This window comes from Bradyrhizobium sp. USDA 4011 (genome assembly GCF_054063415.1).
In genome coordinates, this window is sequence record NZ_JBSSGG010000001.1 from 5,353,481 (window position 1) to 5,371,071 (window position 17,591).

General features: G+C 59.0%; 15 protein-coding genes and 2 pseudogenes. 10 read left to right on the plus strand and 7 right to left on the minus strand.

Annotated features, from left to right (window positions below; all coding sequences use genetic code 11):
* Positions 1–135: 135 nt before the first annotated feature.
* Both ACVW1C_RS25035 and ACVW1C_RS25040 read left to right on the plus strand, forming a co-directional pair.
* Positions 136–1,914 carry a caspase family protein gene (locus ACVW1C_RS25035; RefSeq protein ID WP_456760686.1) on the plus strand — a complete coding sequence of 593 codons (1,779 nt, stop codon included), beginning with the start codon at positions 136–138 and terminating at the stop codon, positions 1,912–1,914.
* A gap of 13 nt (positions 1,915–1,927) precedes the next feature.
* Positions 1,928–2,572 carry a DUF4384 domain-containing protein gene (locus tag ACVW1C_RS25040; protein ID WP_456760687.1) on the plus strand — a complete coding sequence of 215 codons (645 nt, stop codon included), beginning with the start codon at positions 1,928–1,930 and terminating at the stop codon, positions 2,570–2,572.
* 141 nt (positions 2,573–2,713) lie between these two features.
* Here ACVW1C_RS25040 and ACVW1C_RS25045 read toward each other — a convergent pair whose 3' ends face one another.
* Positions 2,714–4,558, minus strand: coding sequence for a caspase family protein (locus ACVW1C_RS25045; RefSeq protein WP_456760688.1), 1,845 nt, complete (start codon positions 4,556–4,558; stop codon positions 2,714–2,716).
* Between the two features lie 897 nt (positions 4,559–5,455).
* On the opposite strand from ACVW1C_RS25045, the gene ACVW1C_RS25050 reads away from it, so the two are divergent.
* A complete protein-coding gene (locus ACVW1C_RS25050) occupies positions 5,456–6,289 on the plus strand; it encodes a DUF1194 domain-containing protein (RefSeq protein WP_456760689.1) in 834 nt (277 codons plus the stop codon).
* A gap of 83 nt (positions 6,290–6,372) precedes the next feature.
* Here the strand turns inward: ACVW1C_RS25050 and ACVW1C_RS25055 are convergent, their stop codons facing one another.
* Complete coding sequence (locus ACVW1C_RS25055; protein WP_456760690.1) at positions 6,373–7,059, minus strand: hypothetical protein; 687 nt, start codon at positions 7,057–7,059, stop codon at positions 6,373–6,375.
* 587 nt (positions 7,060–7,646) lie between these two features.
* Between ACVW1C_RS25055 and ACVW1C_RS25060 the strand changes: the two genes are divergently transcribed.
* Positions 7,647–8,366: a bestrophin-like domain gene (locus tag ACVW1C_RS25060; RefSeq protein WP_456760691.1), complete on the plus strand. Its 720-nt coding sequence runs from the start codon at positions 7,647–7,649 to the stop codon at positions 8,364–8,366.
* 418 nt (positions 8,367–8,784) lie between these two features.
* Here ACVW1C_RS25060 and ACVW1C_RS25065 read toward each other — a convergent pair whose 3' ends face one another.
* On the minus strand, positions 8,785–9,690 hold the full coding sequence (locus ACVW1C_RS25065; protein WP_456760692.1) for a LysR family transcriptional regulator: 906 nt from the start codon (positions 9,688–9,690) through the stop codon (positions 8,785–8,787).
* A gap of 111 nt (positions 9,691–9,801) precedes the next feature.
* On the opposite strand from ACVW1C_RS25065, the gene ACVW1C_RS25070 reads away from it, so the two are divergent.
* The 4 genes from ACVW1C_RS25070 (at position 9,802) to ACVW1C_RS25085 (ending at position 11,668) form a co-directional block, all read left to right on the plus strand.
* The gene (locus ACVW1C_RS25070; protein WP_456760693.1) at positions 9,802–10,695 is read left to right on the plus strand and encodes a sterol desaturase family protein; all 894 of its coding nucleotides are present in this window, start codon (positions 9,802–9,804) and stop codon (positions 10,693–10,695) included.
* Between the two features lie 220 nt (positions 10,696–10,915).
* Positions 10,916–11,131, plus strand: coding sequence for a (2Fe-2S)-binding protein (locus ACVW1C_RS25075; RefSeq protein ID WP_456763167.1), 216 nt, complete (start codon positions 10,916–10,918; stop codon positions 11,129–11,131).
* Positions 11,132–11,269: 138 nt separating this feature from the next.
* Positions 11,270–11,479 (plus strand): hypothetical protein, encoded by a 210-nt coding sequence (locus tag ACVW1C_RS25080; RefSeq protein WP_456760694.1) that lies wholly within the window; start codon positions 11,270–11,272, stop codon positions 11,477–11,479.
* Positions 11,480–11,509: 30 nt separating this feature from the next.
* Entirely contained in the window at positions 11,510–11,668 is a 159-nt protein-coding gene (locus ACVW1C_RS25085; RefSeq protein ID WP_456763168.1) for an aldehyde dehydrogenase family protein, read from the plus strand.
* 286 nt (positions 11,669–11,954) lie between these two features.
* Here the strand turns inward: ACVW1C_RS25085 and ACVW1C_RS25090 are convergent, their stop codons facing one another.
* Positions 11,955–12,194, minus strand: coding sequence for an SDR family oxidoreductase (locus ACVW1C_RS25090; protein WP_456763169.1), 240 nt, complete (start codon positions 12,192–12,194; stop codon positions 11,955–11,957).
* 792 nt (positions 12,195–12,986) lie between these two features.
* On the opposite strand from ACVW1C_RS25090, the gene ACVW1C_RS25095 reads away from it, so the two are divergent.
* Complete coding sequence (locus ACVW1C_RS25095; RefSeq protein ID WP_456756887.1) at positions 12,987–14,072, plus strand: IS5 family transposase; 1,086 nt, start codon at positions 12,987–12,989, stop codon at positions 14,070–14,072.
* Between the two features lie 705 nt (positions 14,073–14,777).
* Here ACVW1C_RS25095 and nhaA read toward each other — a convergent pair.
* Positions 14,778–16,076, minus strand: a pseudogene (gene nhaA / locus ACVW1C_RS25100) (Na+/H+ antiporter NhaA).
* Between nhaA and ACVW1C_RS25105 the strand changes: the two are divergent.
* A pseudogene (locus ACVW1C_RS25105) lies at positions 16,052–16,440 on the plus strand (FAD-dependent oxidoreductase); the annotation flags it as partial. The pseudogenes nhaA and ACVW1C_RS25105 sit on opposite strands and share 25 nt — an antisense overlap.
* A gap of 552 nt (positions 16,441–16,992) precedes the next feature.
* On the opposite strand, the gene ACVW1C_RS25110 reads toward ACVW1C_RS25105, so the two are convergent.
* Both ACVW1C_RS25110 and ACVW1C_RS25115 read right to left on the minus strand, forming a co-directional pair.
* Positions 16,993–17,319: a hypothetical protein gene (locus ACVW1C_RS25110; RefSeq protein ID WP_456763170.1), complete on the minus strand. Its 327-nt coding sequence runs from the start codon at positions 17,317–17,319 to the stop codon at positions 16,993–16,995.
* Positions 17,211–17,522, minus strand: a complete 312-nt coding sequence (locus ACVW1C_RS25115; RefSeq protein WP_456760695.1) for a hypothetical protein — start codon at positions 17,520–17,522, stop codon at positions 17,211–17,213. Before ACVW1C_RS25115 ends, ACVW1C_RS25110 begins: the two co-directional genes overlap by 109 nt.
* Positions 17,523–17,591 lie beyond the last annotated feature (69 nt).

The window sequence follows — 17,591 nt, forward strand, 5'->3', positions numbered from 1 at the left end:
TGTGGTCTCCCTGAGGCTACAGATGAACACGGAGTCACCGCCTGTGTGCTGGTTTTGGAGATCAGCGGCATCCTGCCGCTCTACCATGCCGGTGCGGTTCCAGGGTGGACCTGCTTGATATCGAGGTGGACCACAATGCGAAGGCTCAAGGGCTTTGATCAAAGGGCCGGTTGGCTGTGTGCAGCCATCCTGCTTGCTGCGTTGATCGGCCTGCCACCCCAGCGCGCGCATGCCGCGGGTGAACTGTCGATAAGCAATCCCGACGGCGCGGCTCTCCGGGCGCTCGTCATCGGCATCGACGACTACCAGCATGTCCGCAAATTGAAGGGCGCGGTCGCCGACGCCAATGACATCGTGTCCACCCTGAGGACCATGGGCGTCAGCGATGTGGTCGAGCTGACCAATGCGCAGGCGGATCGGGCAAGCGTCCTGCGTGAGATCAGCTCACTGGTGGAGCGGACAAAAAGCAACGATCTCATCTTCCTCTCAATCGCAGGTCACGGCTCGCAGGAGCCGGAGCGCGTCAAGGGCTCTGAACCGGACGGAATGGAGAACGTGTTCCTGCTGCCCGAATTCGCCACGACGCCGGCCGGATCGGTCGAGCGCATTCTCGGAAGCGAATTCAACCATTTCATCCGCCAGTTCGAATTGCGTAGCGCGAAAGTGATCTTCGTTGCGGATACCTGCCACGGCGGTGGAATGGTGCGCGATATCGATCCGCGTGCGGCAGAGATGAGCTTTCGACAGGTGCCGCGCTACACGCTGTTGGTTGATGAACTGAAGCCGGTGTCGAGCAGCGACGACCCAAAGTCCGAACTCGATCTCGACCACACTGCATTCATTGCCGCCGTCGATCGAAACACCAAGGCCCCGGAAGTGCGGATCCCCGGGATCGATGGCCTGCGCGGCGCCCTGAGTTATGCTGTCGCGCGGGCAGTGGAGGGCAACGCGGACATCAATCATGATGGTAAAGTGACTCTGAAGGAGCTTTTCAGCAATGTTCGGCAGGTGGTCTATCAGTTGTCCGACCAACGCCAAAACATCGTGACGGTATCGTCGCCGACACAGCGGCCGGAAACCGACGTCGCCTTCGAACTGACGCGCGGCGTGGTGCTGATCCAGGGGACGGCCGCGAGAGCTGCCTCCGGTCAGGCTGCTGCCGTCGCGCCCGTCGCGAAACAACCCCCGGCGCCGCCGGCCGCTACGGCCACTTCACAAACCGCTCCAACCGGCGTCGCCGCGGCAGGCGCGGCCGCGCCGAGTGCCGCACTGCCGCCCTTCCGCCTCACCACGCCGATCCGTTTGGCGGCGCTTGACGGCAAGGTGAACTATTTCGCCAGCGTCAAGCCGCAGGATGCCAGTGTGGAGGCCGTTCAACCCACCGATAATCCCGACTTGATCTGGGACCCTGTGTCGCATGACGTCATCGCCTGGGGCGATGTGATCGCCTATGGTGTTGACGTTGCCGGCTTGACGACAGTGGTCAACCGAACTGCAGCCATTCGGGAGCTTAAGCGCATGGCGACACAGTCGCCGCAGGTGATGCGCATTTGGCCGGATGATCGACAGCAGCGCAACGGCCAGACCGTAGAGGTCGAATTGTCCGACGTCGATTCACGAGCGGTGCTGCTATTCAACGTGTCCGGTGATGGAACTATCCAAATGCTCTATCCGGTGGGTTCTGATGCCGCGCTGGCGCGATCGGCAAATCTGCGGCTGCCTCTGCGGGTGGGCGAGCCGTTCGGTGCCGAGCAGATCGTTGCGGTGACTTCGCAGCAGCGGATGGTAGATCTGGAGAGGGTCCTGATGCAGCTCAACCGGCGCCGCGCCTCGGGGCAGATGATCAAAAGTCTGGAGCGCTATCTGCCGGCGGACGCGCGGATCGCGTCAATCGGCTTTTTCAGCGTCCCTTGACGAAGCCGCGGGCATGTCGCCAGCGAAACTCGTTTTTCGGAAGCAATCCTGGCCCGCGCTCGTATTGTTGCTGGGGGGAAGCGGGGTCGCGTGCGCCGCGCCGCCGCCATCGGCACTTCCATCTGCTGCGACAAACATTCCCTTGCTCCGGCACGTGCAGGCCGCGCGCGGCCTAGCAAATGCTGCCAGCGTGTCGCTTGAAATCCTGCCGGGTTCAACTGTGAATATTGGCGGCAAGGTGTCATTCCGCGTAACGTCCAGGAAGCCCGGCTATCTTATGCTGGTGGATATTGATGCGGATGGCCGGATGTCACAGATCTTTCCGACCGCCGAGCTATTGGCGCAGTCGGTCGAACGCGACATGAATCTTGTGAAGCCTGGTGTCCAATTCATCGTTCCGACCCCGGCGGCACAACAACATGGATTTGAATATGTTGTCGCTCCGCCGGCCGGATCAGCTGTGATCGTTGCGATCCTCAGCGAGCGACCTGTGCAATTGCTCGATTTGCCAGACATTCAGCGGCAGCTTGAAGGGCCGGCTGATACGTTGAGATATCTGTCAGATTGGACCAGTCAGCTGCGGATACCGGACAGCGGCGGTCGAAGACTGTTGCCGAACAATTGGTCGTTCGACATCAAATCATACTCCATCAAGTAAGGTAGCCGATCGCGTTGCTACGGTTTGCTCAGACCGAGCCGTATTAATTTGGCCGAGGCTGCCGCTGGGATTTATGCCTGGCTCTGCGGCTTTACCGAGCGGCCCGCATACGATCTCGAACGTGCCGCCATGCATCCCGTCCTAGTTGCAGACCTCAACATTACCGGTACCGCCGCCGGGACCTCCGCCGCCGCGGTAATCGAGATGGCACCCGCGTCGGACCGGGCGGCATAGATAAGCATCACACACGATCTGGCCGCTGCCACCTGCGGGCCTGGCAGTCGCCTGCCTTCTTTGGGGGACATCGGCTTGCGGCTCGGCGATATCGCGTACCGGACGATCCGCGCGCGAGGGACGCTCATCCATGTTGCGCTTCGCCACCGGCTTTTTTCCGCGGCGCTTCTCGCATTCGTTGTCTTCATTGAGGAACGAGCCTTCGGCGCAGGTGATCTTGCGGCATTGATCGCCGTCCGCCCTGTAACCGTGCTCGCAGATCAGGGGGCAGACCCGGGCCGGCTTGATCTTGATCGCATCGAGCGCATCGAGGCTCGCAACCTTGACGTCAAGCTTGGTACCGGCGTGGCGGTTGAACAGGGCTAGGGAACGACGCGAGGCTGCGTTCCACTCACCGTCGATGGACCCTGTGAAACAGCCGACCCGGCTCAATTCGCTCTGGACTGATTTGGCAAGATCCTCCTGTGGCGGTGCCGTGTTCAAGGCGGCAACCTTCGCTCCCTCGCTATTCTGGGATGGGGCGGCGATCGCAAGATTGGCCGCCTTGGCGCCGTCGATTACGGGTCCATTCGGCGAAAGCATGGCGACCGTTGAGGATTGCGATGCAGTCCGCTTCCGTTCGGCCTCGGTCGCTTGTTCCTGCGCAATCTGCTTTGATCTTTCGGCCGCGATACGGGCATCCTCCGCGGCCTTGAAATCTGCGGTCGCTTTTTCCTGTTCGGCTCGCTGGGCACCTTCGGACGCAAGCCGAGCTTTCTGCTGCTCCGCTTCCTGCGCTTTCTTGGTCGCGATAACGCGCGCGTCTTCGGCGTCGATTTGATTGAGCTGAAGCTTGGCAAGATTTGCGTAATATCCGTCGGGATGCTGGGCGAGGAACGCGCTCATAGCGGCCTTGTTGCCGAGTTGAAGGGCCAATTCGTAGTCACGACGAATCTCCGACGAGGCGTTAGCCAGCGGCGGCACCGGCTCCTCTGCCTTTGGTACGAGCGCGACGTCTTCGCCGCCCAGCGAGCCATAAACGTATGGCTCCTGTCGATTGCCGGTAGCCTGCAAAACATCATCGCGAACGAAGCCAAAAGCCCGACGCAAGTCGAGTCCCGGCTTTGCGATATACTTGACCAACGCTGTCGCGTATGGACTGTTCTTGCTGTTGCCGTCGAGCGCGGTCAGTCCGGCTTTGGCCGCAAATGCGATCAGCGTATTGGATACCGCGGGTTCTACCCGGGCGAGCCCGCGGCTTATCGCGCGCGAAGCGACGGTTCGTTTCATCGTGTCGGCGAATGGATTGTTGCGACAGGCGTCAACGATCACGACGCGCAGCTGCTTCGCGGGTTCAATTGCTAGTAGGACGCGATCGAGCGAGAAGGCCTCGTCATAGATATCAGTGTCGCGTTCAAGCCTGGCATCGGTCGGAATCAGATAATTCGTCCCGTCGATCTCGATTCCGTGACCTGCATAGTAGACGACGGCGATGTCTGCATCGCGAGCTTGATCCGCGAAATCCCTCAGTGCCCGCCGCATATCGCTTGAGGTCAGGTTCAGACGAGACTCCACCAAATCGAACCCGGCGTTCTTCAGGGTCGCGGCGATAGCGGTGGCATCATTGGCAGGATTCGGAAGTAAGGGCGCATTTTGATAGCTCGAATTTCCGACTACCAAAGCCACGCGCTTCGTTGCCCACGCAGGCTGCGAAGCGAGAAGGGCTGAAGCCGCAAGAAGAACAAAAACTCTGAAGTGTGTGTACAAGCTCATGGCCACCGTCCAGAATCTGCCCGAAACAATGGTAGCTCTTTCGAAGTTGGCCCCAGACAAACTCGTCCGTGTCAAGCTCTGCGAGCGTCGGAAGGCCTTCTCCCTACAAGTACCAATCTTAGGTCCAATCCATTCTCAATGTTGTCGTTCAGGGTGGCCAGGACGTTCAACGGCACACGGAAGAGTGTAAAGCTAACGGCTAGCCGGCCCGATTCCGGGATGAAAAGAAGATACTGAAATAGCTATGGTTTCTGCTTCTGGCCGGGGGCTGGCCGTGCTGGCGCCTGATCCGGCTCGCCAAGCGAAGTTCCATCCCGTTGATAGCGCACCAATATAAGGCGCATCAATTCATAGACGAAAGCCGACCAACGCCGATCTCGTCATCTATCCATGTGCTCTCGTCCGGCATAGACGGCCGCTCAGTTTGAGGGTGGCGCTGCTCATCGGTGTGGTGACGAGACGGTTCGTTTGGTTTGCCGACCGTTTTGTCGCCAGCGGACGTCTCTGTTCCTGCTCGGCCGAGCCCGCAACAATGATCAGCGCGTGCTGGATGTCCTCGGGCTCCGGGATGTTCTTGAAAACTCGCTCCATATCTATCGCGGCAGTCGGTTGTCAATCTCTGGACCGGCGGAAGCTGATGTCTTCAAAGAATCCTGAGCCAGAAAGCTTTGCCCAATAATGGGTGATGATTTCGCCAAAGGACGCGCCAGCGCTGATCAAGGATTGGCTCTGGAGCAGCTGGGGAATTGTATGTTTCTTTTGAATTATTCGATCGTTGAGAACGATACACCGGACAGACAAGGGCGGACGCATATTTCTTAGAGGTCGGGTTTCCCTCCCGGCGGATTTGAATGGCTCCGCTATCCGTGTCACCTTTGGTCCGTACTGGAGGTTACGATGCGCTGGACTATGTCAATCGGAGCTATGCTCGTCGTCGGAGCCATCTCGGCGGGCGCGGCCGGACCGAGAAACCTCGGCTCTCAACGAAGCGACGACAGGGAAGCTTCCGTATCGGTGGATCTTGAGCTTGTTATCGCTGTTGACGTTTCTTACTCGATGGATGTAGACGAATTGGCCGTTCAGCGCGAAGGGTATGCCGAGGCGATCTCCTCAAAGGAATTTCTTCAGGCCCTCAAGCAAGGACCGACTAACAAGATAGCTGTCACATACTTCGAGTGGTCGGCGTCGAGCGACCAGAAAATCATTATTCCTTGGCGTGTGATTGATGGGCAGGAATCCGCTGGAGCAGTGGCCGATGAAATCATGAAAGCCCCATTGCACAGAGGTTCACGTACATCGATCTCTGGCGCGATCAATTTCGCCGTTCCGCTGTTCGACGAGAATCGGTTTTTGGGGTCGCGACGCGTGATCGACATTTCTGGTGACGGTCCCAATAACAATGGCATTCCTGTTACCATTGCACGTGATGCCGCAATCGAGAAAGGCATTGCCATCAATGGCCTCCCGATCATGATCAAGGAGCCGTCGACTAACGCCATGGATATCAATAATCTCGATTGGTACTATGAGGACTGCGTGATTGGAGGGCCAGGTTCGTTTGTGGTCTCCATCAAGTTGCGCGACGAGATGAAAGAGGCAATTCGAACCAAGTTAGTCTTTGAGGTAGCGGGTCGCGCGCCCGAGCGGTTGGTCGTTCCAGTTATAGAGAATGAGCCGCGCGTACCCTGCTGGATTGGAGAGAAGATTTGGCAAGACCGTTGGGGGCGCTAGATCTCTATGAATTTCTTAGCCCGTTCCGCATTCGCGAGCGGGTCTGAGCGGGGGCGCGTGAGAATGATGGCAACCCACCGCCCCTAGGATGGCCGTTCAACGAAGGCGACGGCTTTGTTGCTATAAGTCCATATCGCACCGTCGCGTTTGCTAATCCCGAGAAACGCGGTCTCTGTACCGGCATATTTCATGTCCATGTTGCCGCCGTCGATGCCATAGGCCCAAGGGTCGAGGCAGAGAAACTCTGTGACCTTGTTGTCGGCTCCTGCGGTGCGGTGGCCGACGATGCCGACATAGTGGGCACCGCCGAGTGAGGCTCGTACCGGCACCTTGTTTTCGAGGTTCTTGATTGTCCAATCCACCGCTTTGCCGGGATCGCGACCCGCGCTCACCTGGTCGCGCGCCGTCGGTTCGACCATTTTCCAGCCCATGTAGCGGACGAATACGATCTTGAGGATCGAACCGCACCAATATTCATTGCTCACTGCCTTCAGGAAGCCGCCATTGTTCTGGTTCCATGGCAGCTTGCTCTTCTTGTAGTTTTCCATCGACTCGTCCGCGGTCGCCAGCAGAATGGGACGGGTGTTAACCGGCTCGTCCACCAACATTTCATAAACGCGATGGCGGTTGTCCAATTCGTCGCCGGGATCTTGATTGCTGTAGAACTTGCGATAAGCGGCGGGCGCCTTTGCCGCGGTCGTGACGCTGTGGAAATAGTGCCAGATCAGGTCGGTTTTCCACGAGGGGTCGCGGGTATGGGCGTCGGACATGGAGACCCTCCATTTACTGCTGCGGCGGCTTAGCGACCTCTTGCAGCGGGGGTCAGACGAGGCGCGCTGAAAGATTCGTCGATGCTCGATTGACAACGGTTGGCCTTGTAGCGGTGTGTCAGATTGCCGCAGGCATGAACATACTCAGCCGGTATTAGCTCCAAATCGAGCACAGGCGCCCGATGATGCTCCCGAGACCGGGACTTCATCCCCGCCAAAACGATCGCCCGGAAATGGCAGCTCGTCTAGTCGGAGGTCAATGCAGTTTCCTGCGAGCATGACCAATGAGACGGGCATTGCCGGCGGACTCCGGAACTTCATCCCGACTGCTGCCACGATGCGGGTTTAGGCGGCCAATCGGAGTCCAGTATTTTTGCGCGCGGCCGAGATTTGGTGGGTATCGGCCGGGTAAATCCTGCTACCGGCTCGCAGCGTAGCCATTCCGACAACGCGAAATTGTGTAAGGAGCACGGTTGCATAACGGTCAAAGGCGATCCGATTTGCGGCTGATCTGGTTGTCTTGCGCTGAGACAGCGTAAGCGTTTCACGATGACAAAGGCCAATCAGCTCGCAGTCGAGGGCACACCATGGAAAGCTGGCGCATTATCCTTTTTTTTGTGTTCGTCCTTACTTTTGTTCTCCTGTCGATTGCCACGATAGCGGGTGCCTCCTTGCACAAGCGATACCCAACTGTCACGGCAGATCATAAAGACGATTTGGACATCATTCTAGCGGCCACACTGACACTCTTGGCGCTGATCATAGGCTTCAGCTTCGCCATGGCCACGAACCGCTACGATGAGCGCAAAAGGCTTGAAGAAGCGGAGGCCAGCGCGACCCGTACTGAAATAGCGCGCGCCGAATTACTGCAGCCAGTAGAGGCCGAGAAAGTACGCAAGCTGCTGAGAGAATATCTTGATCAGCGCATATTGTTCTATGACATCAGGGACATTTCGCGACGGGCGCAGATAGCTCAGCGCACCAGCCAACTGGAGGGCGATCTCTGGGTACCCATCCGCGAAGCTGCGGCGGCGCAGCCAACGCCTGTGGTCGCCCTCATAGTCGCCGGCATGAATGATCTGTTGAAGGCTCAGGGCGACGCTCAGGCATCAGAGTGGAACCGAATTCCTATCGCGGCATGGCTCTTAATGGCAGCAATCGCTTTGTGCTGCACAGTGTTGTTGGGCTATCGTGCGCGAACATCTATGCCACTGGCTCTCGTCCTTCCCCTCGTGGTCGCAAGCTCCATCTTTTTGATCGCCGATATCGACGCCCCACGTCACGGTCTCATTCATGTCGGTCCGTAAAACCTTAAAAGTGTGGCCCTTGGGCATACGCAGTAGACGATGGTCCGCGCGGTATTGCATCCCATCGGTGTCGGGTCCCTCTGAGGCGCAGCAACGACGGGGAGCGCGCGACGAAACCTACGCGTATTTGTAAAAAATACATCGCACCGAAATTTCATGGAGATCGAAAGGATACGGCTGGCCAGATGGCCAGCCAATAAACACAGATCGGATGGGACTGATCAGTTTGTGGTGCTTGCTCGATTCGGACTTCCATACGGCGGTCGATCATTCGCAGGCGCAGCCGGCCATGAGCGGTCTTAAATTTTCAATGAGAGCTCCAGCCTCTCGTTTCTCACCGGCTACCGCTCCGTCCTGACATCGGTCCCGACATTGCAAAAACATCTGCGCCGAACCATGCGCCAGTGCTGTAAAGCGCCTACACGTTGATCTCGCCCGCGGCGCGCACAATCGCTGAGATGGCTGCTTTAGCTGCCGGCGACGAGGTTCTCCCTCGCAAACGCACAATGCCCGTGGTCGACGTCGGCGATTGCCAGCCGTGCACGATAAGTCGGACGAGCCTCCCGGATTCTAGCTCCTCCCATACCGCCGCGGTCGTCGCACCCAGAACGGTATCTGTGGTGAGCGCGACCGTCTTGAGCATGCCATAGTTGTCGCACTCGAGCGCAATGGTGGCCTCCTGGCCCTCAGGCAGGCCCAGCAGGGCGGCTAGTTCCACCTTTGAGGGGCTCAGTAGCTTAGGCACCGCGAGACCGTACGCCCAGATTTCCTGCAGCGTGTGCTCGCGGCCGGCTAGCGGATGGCCTGCTCGCACGTAGAGGTGGGCCGGTTGCCCTCCGATCAGCTGGATATCCAGCGCGGCGTCCCTAGGCATGTCGCGCACATCGGCGGCGAAGAACTCAATGTTCTCGGAACGCAGGCTCTCCAGCAACTGCAACCAGTTGCCGACCTCCATGCGCAGCGCCACCTGCGGATACTCGCGGCGCAGCGCCACAAGCGCGCGTGGCATTAGGGTGATCGTCAGCAGCGGTCCGACACCGAAGGGCGTGTCGCCGAGCTGGCCGTCGCGGTAAAGATCTATGTCGCGCTGCAGGCAACGTGCTTCGAACAGGAGCTTGCGCGCTCGCTCGATGACGAATTTGCCGGCCGGGGTGGGACGCACGTCACCAACTTCGCGGTCGAACAGGCGAATACCCAGGTCGCTCTCAATGGCTTGAATGCTGCGGCTGAAGGCCGGCTGGCTGAGGTGGGCTGCTTCGGCGGCGCGGGCGAAGTGCAGAGTGTCCGCAAGGGCGACGACGTGGCTGAGGCGGCGCAGGTCCATGGCATTGCTCTCCATGCATTAAAACAATGCTAATTATGCATTGGACGCATTACGGCGCCAACTACTAAGACTATTCTCACAATCCAGAACATGAGAGCGGAGACGCCCCACATGAGCTCGCAACTGCAATACCTCCTGATCGGCGCCTGCATCCTAGGCTTTGCGGCCATGGAGCTCATTACCCGGCGCTACCAGGCCGCCGTGCGCGGCACCGCGACAGCCAACGACGCTTGGCTCGAGGTGCTGATGTTCGTCAGTCTGTTAGCCATCACCCAGCCGATCGCACTGCTGGGCAGCAACGCCTTGTGCAACTGGCTCATGCCCGCGCAGCACAGCGCCTGGTCCAACCTACCGTGGTGGGCCATGACCGGCTTGCTGCTGATCGGCGATGACCTCACGCAGTACCTTTGGCACCGCGCCTCGCACACGCCGCTGCTGTGGCCGCTGCACCGCGCGCACCACAGCGCGGCCTACATGAGCGTGCGCATTACCTACCGCAACAATTTCTTCTATTACCTAATGATGCCGGGCCTGTGGATCGGCGGCGTGGCGGTATACCTTGGTTTCGGCCCGGTCTACGCGGCGTACTTAGTGATCAAGCTGGCGGTCATCCTGGGTGCGCACTGCGCCTGGGCGTGGGACGCGCCGCTGTACCGCATACGCGCCCTGCATCCGCTGATGTGGGTGCTGGAGCGCACCATCTCCACACCGGCCACGCACTGGGCGCACCACGCTCTTACCAACGAAGATGGCATCGGCCACTACAAGGGCAACTTCGGCAACCTGCTGTTCTTCTGGGATGTGCTGTTCGGCACGGCGCATATCACGCGCAAATATCCGGCCAAGATCGGCCTGCAGGACGACATTCTTTTTGGCCCGGAGCGCTGGACGACGCAGATGTTCTACCCACTAATCCACTCCAAGCGCGAGCATTCGGCGCTGCGCTCCGGCGGCTATGGCTTCACCGAAGCCCTACAGACCGAAGCTAAAGAGAAGGCTGCTTGAGCGACCGCGCCAGACTGCTGGTTTGCTCCCGCCCGTGTGGGTAGCGCAATTGAGGGGCAACAGCAGACGTTCGCGATGCCTCGGAAGGAACTGAAATGCGTAAGCATCTAGTCCGCGAGCGGCCTCTTTGCCACGCAGAGATGACCGGAATGGAAACCATCGTGCTCGCGGCTAGGCGGAGCACGGCGGTTGTGCCGGCTTTCATCCGTATCGTTTGGTATTGGTTAGGGGGAACGCGATCATCGTCTGTTCTTGCAATGTGTTCAGCGACCATCAGGTGCGATCAGTGGTCGTAAAGAAGGCGCGACGGCCCCGTATGAGCGAGGTGTATGCTTGCCTCGGATGCAGCGCCCAGTGCGGCCGCTGCGCTCACGCCATCAAGCGGATCGTGGATGAAAGGCCCGGCTGCGCTCATGCGAACGCAAGCATGCAATAACCTGGAGTTGGTACATTCACGATCACGCGCGATTCCTTTAATTTAGCTTGGAGGACACGCGACAACCACGAGAAAGCATGAACGTGCCTGTCAATTCGATCGAATTCCAACTGAATTCCAGTCCTGCTTTGACAAACAGTGGCTTATTTGGCGGCGCCGGAGCCATCCTATGCTCAACGCATTGCTGACTTGAAGTCGCTGATGCGTCTTCTAAAGGACAATAAGGAAGAGCTGGTGGCAGCGATCAACGCCGACTACGGCAACCGGTCTGAATTCGAAACCCTGTTCGCCGAATATTTCGTTGTCCTGGAGACCGTCGGCGACGCAGTCAAACATTTGAAGAAGTGAATGAAGCCGCAGCGAAGACACGTCGACTTCATGACCTATCCGCTCGCACGAAATCGTGTCATCCCGCAGCCGCTCGGCGTCGTCGGGGTCATCGTTCCCTGGAATTTCCCGCTTAACCTCAGCTTCTGCCCCGCGCAGCGATTCTGGCCGCTGGCAATCGAGCGATGGTCAAAATGTCCGAGAACTTAAAATCGCTCGCAAAAGTTCTCACGCGCATATCCTCAAAGTATTTTCCGATGATCGCCCGGGCCGGCGGCAACGGGTGAAGCGGGCGGCTATCGTGGCGGCGCACTCTGAGTAAGTTTCATTCTAGGTTCCCTCCCTCCCGCAAGGGTCGCTACAAAACCGGAGGCAATCCTAAGCTCCCCCAGAACTGATAAGGTTTCATACGAAAGCTTATCAGTTGCTGTGACGGACAGCCTGTCAGGTCGGCAGCGGCAACAAGTCCGACGAGCGAGTTCGCATTGTGCGGGTTTTATCCGGCGAGAAACCCGCCGTCCACCGCAATGACGGTGCCGGTCGCATATCGCGACGCCGGCATGGAGAGAAAAACGACGGCGCCGGCAACATCCTCCGGCTGGCCCAGCGCTTGAACCCGGTGCGGTCGGCGATCCGCCGGTAATGCGCGAGGTCGGTGCGGCCCGCGGCGTTGATCGCGGTTTCGATGTAGCCGGGCGCAACCGCATTGACGCGAACGCGTGTGCGAGGCGACGATGCTGCAGGAAGGCGTCAGCAACCATTGTCATCAGGGCGTGGCGATGAAGACCCCGCTAGCCAAGAAAGTCCGTACTAGTTAACGCAGTCGTTGGGGGACCCGTGCGCGATGTCCGCGCCAACACTGCTCCCATAAATTGGGTAGCCTTTTCCATTTCCATAGATCGAAGTGCATCGTTGCTGAACGTTGCGTAAACGCAGACCCCTTAGGCACACCAATCTTTATACACGCGGCTCTGAACCCTCTGCCGAATGTAGAAACTATGGCGAAATCGGCGGGGCGTTTCGGCGGCCGACCCGCAGAAGCGTTAAGTCTTCCACCGGATCGCTAGCCACCTCTCCATCCTTGCCGATCAAGTTGAGGTGGCAACCAGACTAGGATTATGGTCCCTGATGGTTGAAAAAACTCAGTCTACCGATCCGGGTAAGGATTATTGTCAGATCATCCTCGACTTGGCTGAAACTTAGGCGACGATCAAATCTGCCGAAAAGCTTGCAGCGAGCACCGGTCGTGCAGTGACGGTCCGCAATGGGGACGGCAGCCCGATAGCGAAGGTTGCAGCTCCTGCCTACAGCAGCGACATGACAGACAAAGAACCTGGTAAGAAAACGTCCCCGCCTCCCAAACTCTCGTCCGATGAGGAGATGCGGCAAATCGTGCAAGAGTGTATCGACGACCAACGGGCGCTGATCGAAAAGCTGCGCAAAATGAACTAGCAGTCTGCTGAAGAACCCCTCGCCACGGAGGGGGCTTGATGATTCACTTTATCATCTCGATTCGGTGGAGATGATGATGCGCGGCAGGTTTACGGATCAGGGCGGCCTGTTTTCGTACATTGCGCCGGATAAGCGTGTGCCAGCGAACCATCCGCTGCGGCAGGTTCGGGAACTTGTCCGGGACGTTTTGAGTGATTTGAACCGCAGCCTTGGGAGGCTCTACGCCAGCGAGGGACGCCCTTCGATCCCTCCAGAGCAATTGTTGAGCGCCTTGCTGCTGCAGGTGTTCTACGGCATCCGCTCGGAACGCCAGTTGATGGAGCAACTGGACTACAATCTTTTGTACCGCTGGTTCGTGGGACTGTCGCCGGACGATCCGGTGTGGGACCCGACCACCTTCACCAAGAACCGGGAGCGGCTGCAGAACGGCGATGTGTTCACGAAGTTCATGACCAGGCTTCTGAACCATCCGCAGGTCAAACCGCTGCTGTCGGACGAGCACTTCTCGGTGGATGGAACGCTGATCGAAGCCTGGGCTTCACAGAAGAGCTTTCGCCCCAAGGACGGCAGCGGCGACGATGAGGACGGCGCCAACTTCCACGGCCAGAAGCGCAAGAACGACACCCATGCGAGCACCAGCGATCCGGACAGCAGGCTTTATCGCAAGGCGGCCGGACGGGAGGCCAAGCTTTGCTATATGGGCCACGTCACCATGGAGAATCGGCATGGGCTGGCGGTGGCCGGCAGGGTCACACATGCCGATGGCACCGCCGAACGCCGGGCTTCGGAGACCATGCTGAGGGCGAGACGCAAAGCCGCAGGCCGCCGTATCACCGCCGGTGAGGACAAGGCGTACGATACCGTCGATCATGTCGCCAATCTTCGCGCCATCGGCGTGACGCCGCATGTGACGCAGAACCAGGCCGTCACCAAAACCGGCAAGACCCGCAACAGCGCCATCGACGAACGAACCACGCGGCATCCGGGATATGGCATGTCGCAATCACGCCGGGCGATGGTCGAGTGCATCTTCGGATGGGGCAAGCAGCACGGCACCATGCGCAAGACCAAACATCGTGGCATCGGCCGCGTCGCCGCCGATTTCCTGCTCAATCTGATCGCCTATAACCTGATCCGCATTCCCAAACTGCTTGCCGCCTAGCCACCCCGCGTCAGGGTACACCCAACACCAGCCTGGAAAACTATAACCAACTCCACCGCGCCGACCCAACAACGGCCGCAACAACAAGAAAGCTCTCCATTTCAAGGTTTTTCAGCAGACTGCTAGGGCCACAATATCACTGCGCGAAGTGGCAATCCTTGGTGGTACACGCGATGCCACGGAGGATAAGGATGGACTCCGAGAAGTGGCTCCATCCTGAAGCGATCAATTCGACGATCCGCCCAGCCCAGACCTGGCTCCAGATCGCTGGCTCGACACAGAACCGGCCATCAGCGGAAGTCCGCGTATCAGACTCTGGCGCGGCCTTGATCCACCTCAACCGAAAATGAAGTAGGGAAGGTATATCGAGTAACTCAAGGCAAGAAGGCTGACTGCTACTGAAAGAAGAAGGAGTTTGTCGTCTTTCAATCGATAACTGCTCGCGACACACAGGCGCTAGCCATTGGCTGTCATATTTCCCCGTTTTGAGTCGGAACAAGCCGAATAGCGGCAGGACCTTCAATATTGTCGCCAGCGTACTTTTGCGCATCCGCAATCAGTGTTTCGACGGCAGATCTATTGTATGAGGGATGCTTAGGTGCAAGCCGGTTTCGACGATCATTACCTGAGTGATGCCGGAGGGCAAAACCTGGAGGGCATGATGCGAATGATACGTGCGGAGCTTTGAAGGACATTCAACCACCTTTACTGACGTCTCACGTAGAAGGCGCCCCAGCCAAGGCCAAGCGTAGCGGCTAGGACCGAGCCCAACAGTACGCCCATTTTGGCCGGCCTCAATAAACCTTCATTCGAGAACGCCAACATCGAGATGAAGATCGACATGGTGAAGCCGATGCCTGCCAGCAGTCCGACAAGAAAGACGCCGCCCCAAGAAACTCCAGGAGCAAGGCGGCAGAGTCCCGATCGTACCGCGATCCAAGTGATGACGCCGAGCGGCTTCCCAATTACCAGAGCAAGTGCGGTGCCCATCTTCACCAGCAGGCCCGAAGCAGGGAGATCCGTATCCGCTATGCTGACCCCTGCATTCGCCAGCGCAAAGATTGGCATCACTCCGTAAGCTACCCACGGATGGAGTGCCATCTGCACTCGCGACAATCTCGCGGTGAGCGGCGCGAAGGTCGCGCAACGGCTGTTGCAACAAATGCGGATCCGCCGCTTTCATCGCATCGCCGGTTTTCAATTGTCCGAGGGCTCGCGACGCCACTTCCAGCGGAGGTCCCCGCAGCGCTATGGGGCGAGCCGGAGTCATCAGCCCGAGCGCCGCTCCAGCAAGTGTTGGATGGATTCCGGCGACGAAGAATCCGACCCAAACCAACAAACCTGGCACCACATAAAGCAGTGCCGCACCGATCCCAATACGCTGGAACCCGAAGACCCCGAGAAGGCTGCGATAACGAAGCCGGCCAGCTGCAGACTTTCGGTGTAGAAGACGGCGATGATCAGAACTGCAATGATGTCGTCTATGATCGCTAGAGCGAGCAGGAACACTCGCACATTGACCGGGATTTTTCGTCCAAGCAGGGCTAGGACGCCCACGGCAAAGGCAATGTCCGTCGCTGTCGGCACGGTCCAGCCGTGCCCCCGAGCCGCGTCATTGTTAAGGCTCAGATAGATGAGCGCTGGAGCGAGTACGCCACCGGCCGCAGCAACCAGCGGCAGAACGGCCTGGCCAAGGCGGCTCAACGCGCCTTCATGAAGCTCCCGCCGAATCTCCATGCCTACAACAAGGAAAAAGACGGTCATCAACGCGTCATTCACCCAGAAGTGCAGTGACCGGGAAAAGACGTGCTCGCCAAGGCCAACGGCGAAGGGGAGATTCCAAAAGAGGTGGTGGCTATGGGCCGCGGTCGAGTTCGCCCAGATCAGTGCCGCGGCCGCTGCAACCAGAAGCGCGAAGCCGTTTACTGCCTCGACATGCAGAAATCGACGAAGTGTGTTCGCAGCTTGTTCTGCCAATCGCAGCGGGAGAATTGGGATCCGCATTCGCGGCGTTGGTCGCAGCGGGGAAGATCCGGGTCGAACCGGCGTTTCGAACGACTCACGTAGCCGTGGACGGCAGCCGTCTGAGGATCGCGGCTGGGTCGTCTTGCTGCGGCCGCAACGTCGTAGCCGATGAACTGATCGTCGCGACCGGCTTTCGTCCGGACCTCTCGTTCCTGAGCGAGATCCGGTTGCGCTTGGATCCTGCCATCGAGGCGCCCGTGGCGCCGGCGCCGTTGATTGATCTGAACGAACACTCCTGCGCGACGGTCCGCCCGTATGGAGCGCACGAGCTCGCCCAGGACGATCCGGGTTTCTATCTGCCGGCATCAAGTCCTACGGGCGGGCGCCGACCTTTCTGATGATCGTCGTCTAAAGCTTCCAATGTCAGGGTGCCATCGATGCGGAGGCCGACGGCCGAGCTTTGCCGGCCTTTTGCATGCTCCGTCAGCTTCTTTGCCACCGCATCGTCGGCGGTCACGATAAGCCGAAGTTGCTGACCAAATTTCGACGAACTGAGATCCTCGAGATCCCGCCGCAATCGGTCATGCTCGGGCCCGACCCCATCAACGCCAAGAACCAGAGTGGATCCTTAAGCACGGGACACCCTCATCAGTCATGCGCGAGCTTCCTCAACCGTCACCGGCCAAGCCAGCGCCGAACTAAGGAGATCGGCGATGGCCTGGAAAATTCCGCCGCCTTCATCGGCCGCGACGAAAAGGACAGCCATGTCTTTGGAGTCCGCCGTACGCCGCACCATCTCTCACGAAGCAGGCTGCTTTTGCCGACCAGCGGCGCGCCCTCGATCACCAGCCAATGCTGCCTCGACGACTGCCGAGCCTTGCGAGGAAATAGAAAGTCTTTGACGAACGGTCGCATCGGGTCATCCCAGGCGCCGCTCAGCTCGTCGACATACGCATCAGATGCGCCTCGCACCGCTTGCATCCAGACGTTCGGGTTCGATCCCATGAGGGTGCTTACGGCGTTCTTTACGTCCTGCTCCGCAGCCTTGGCCCCGGCGGTGACGCACGGAACTCCTCCTCGGAGACCGTTCCTCTCGGCAGGTCCTTCCCGCTAATTCCAGTATCCGCGTCTCGTCCCCATTGGTGACAACTACGAGCGGAAAACGGGGGCGAATCACACTTGCATAGGACAGCCCCTGCTCGACATCGGCCTCGGTGAGCGCGCTGCCTTTGCGCTTGAGCTCCAGGACCGCAAGGGGAGTTTCATTCCAGCGGACCAGAATATCTGTCCGCCCTCGGCCTGGAAATCCTTCTCGCCATCGACTTCAATCGCGGTGTGCCCAAACTTGAACGAAAGCTTGGTTTGGTGCCGGATCGCCGCCGCAGGCAGCCAGGGAAGCGCTTTTCGTATGACGCCATGAATTTCGGCTTCATGGTCGGCCTCGTCGGGGACTTGGTCAATTGTGTCGCGGTCATTGAAAACCATGAGAATTGGCAGGGCTCGCGCAACGGGATATGGTGATCGACACCGTCTCCCGCCAACCCCCAGCGCTTG

Bases quoted from the DNA above. Each gene is read 5' to 3' on its own strand.
- ACVW1C_RS25070 (WP_456760693.1), top strand. From the start codon at position 9,802: ATGAGCTCGCAACTGCAATACCTCCTGATCGGCGCCTGCATCCTAGGC.
- ACVW1C_RS25055 (WP_456760690.1), bottom strand. From the start codon at position 7,059: ATGTCCGACGCCCATACCCGCGACCCCTCGTGGAAAACCGACCTGATC.
- ACVW1C_RS25035 (WP_456760686.1), top strand. From the start codon at position 136: ATGCGAAGGCTCAAGGGCTTTGATCAAAGGGCCGGTTGGCTGTGTGCA.
- ACVW1C_RS25095 (WP_456756887.1), top strand. From the start codon at position 12,987: ATGCGCGGCAGGTTTACGGATCAGGGCGGCCTGTTTTCGTACATTGCG.
- ACVW1C_RS25115 (WP_456760695.1), bottom strand. From the start codon at position 17,522: ATGGTTTTCAATGACCGCGACACAATTGACCAAGTCCCCGACGAGGCC.
- ACVW1C_RS25085 (WP_456763168.1), top strand. From the start codon at position 11,510: ATGACCTATCCGCTCGCACGAAATCGTGTCATCCCGCAGCCGCTCGGC.
- ACVW1C_RS25050 (WP_456760689.1), top strand. From the start codon at position 5,456: ATGCGCTGGACTATGTCAATCGGAGCTATGCTCGTCGTCGGAGCCATC.
- ACVW1C_RS25060 (WP_456760691.1), top strand. From the start codon at position 7,647: ATGGAAAGCTGGCGCATTATCCTTTTTTTTGTGTTCGTCCTTACTTTT.
- ACVW1C_RS25045 (WP_456760688.1), bottom strand. From the start codon at position 4,558: ATGAGCTTGTACACACACTTCAGAGTTTTTGTTCTTCTTGCGGCTTCA.
- ACVW1C_RS25040 (WP_456760687.1), top strand. From the start codon at position 1,928: ATGTCGCCAGCGAAACTCGTTTTTCGGAAGCAATCCTGGCCCGCGCTC.
- ACVW1C_RS25065 (WP_456760692.1), bottom strand. From the start codon at position 9,690: ATGGACCTGCGCCGCCTCAGCCACGTCGTCGCCCTTGCGGACACTCTG.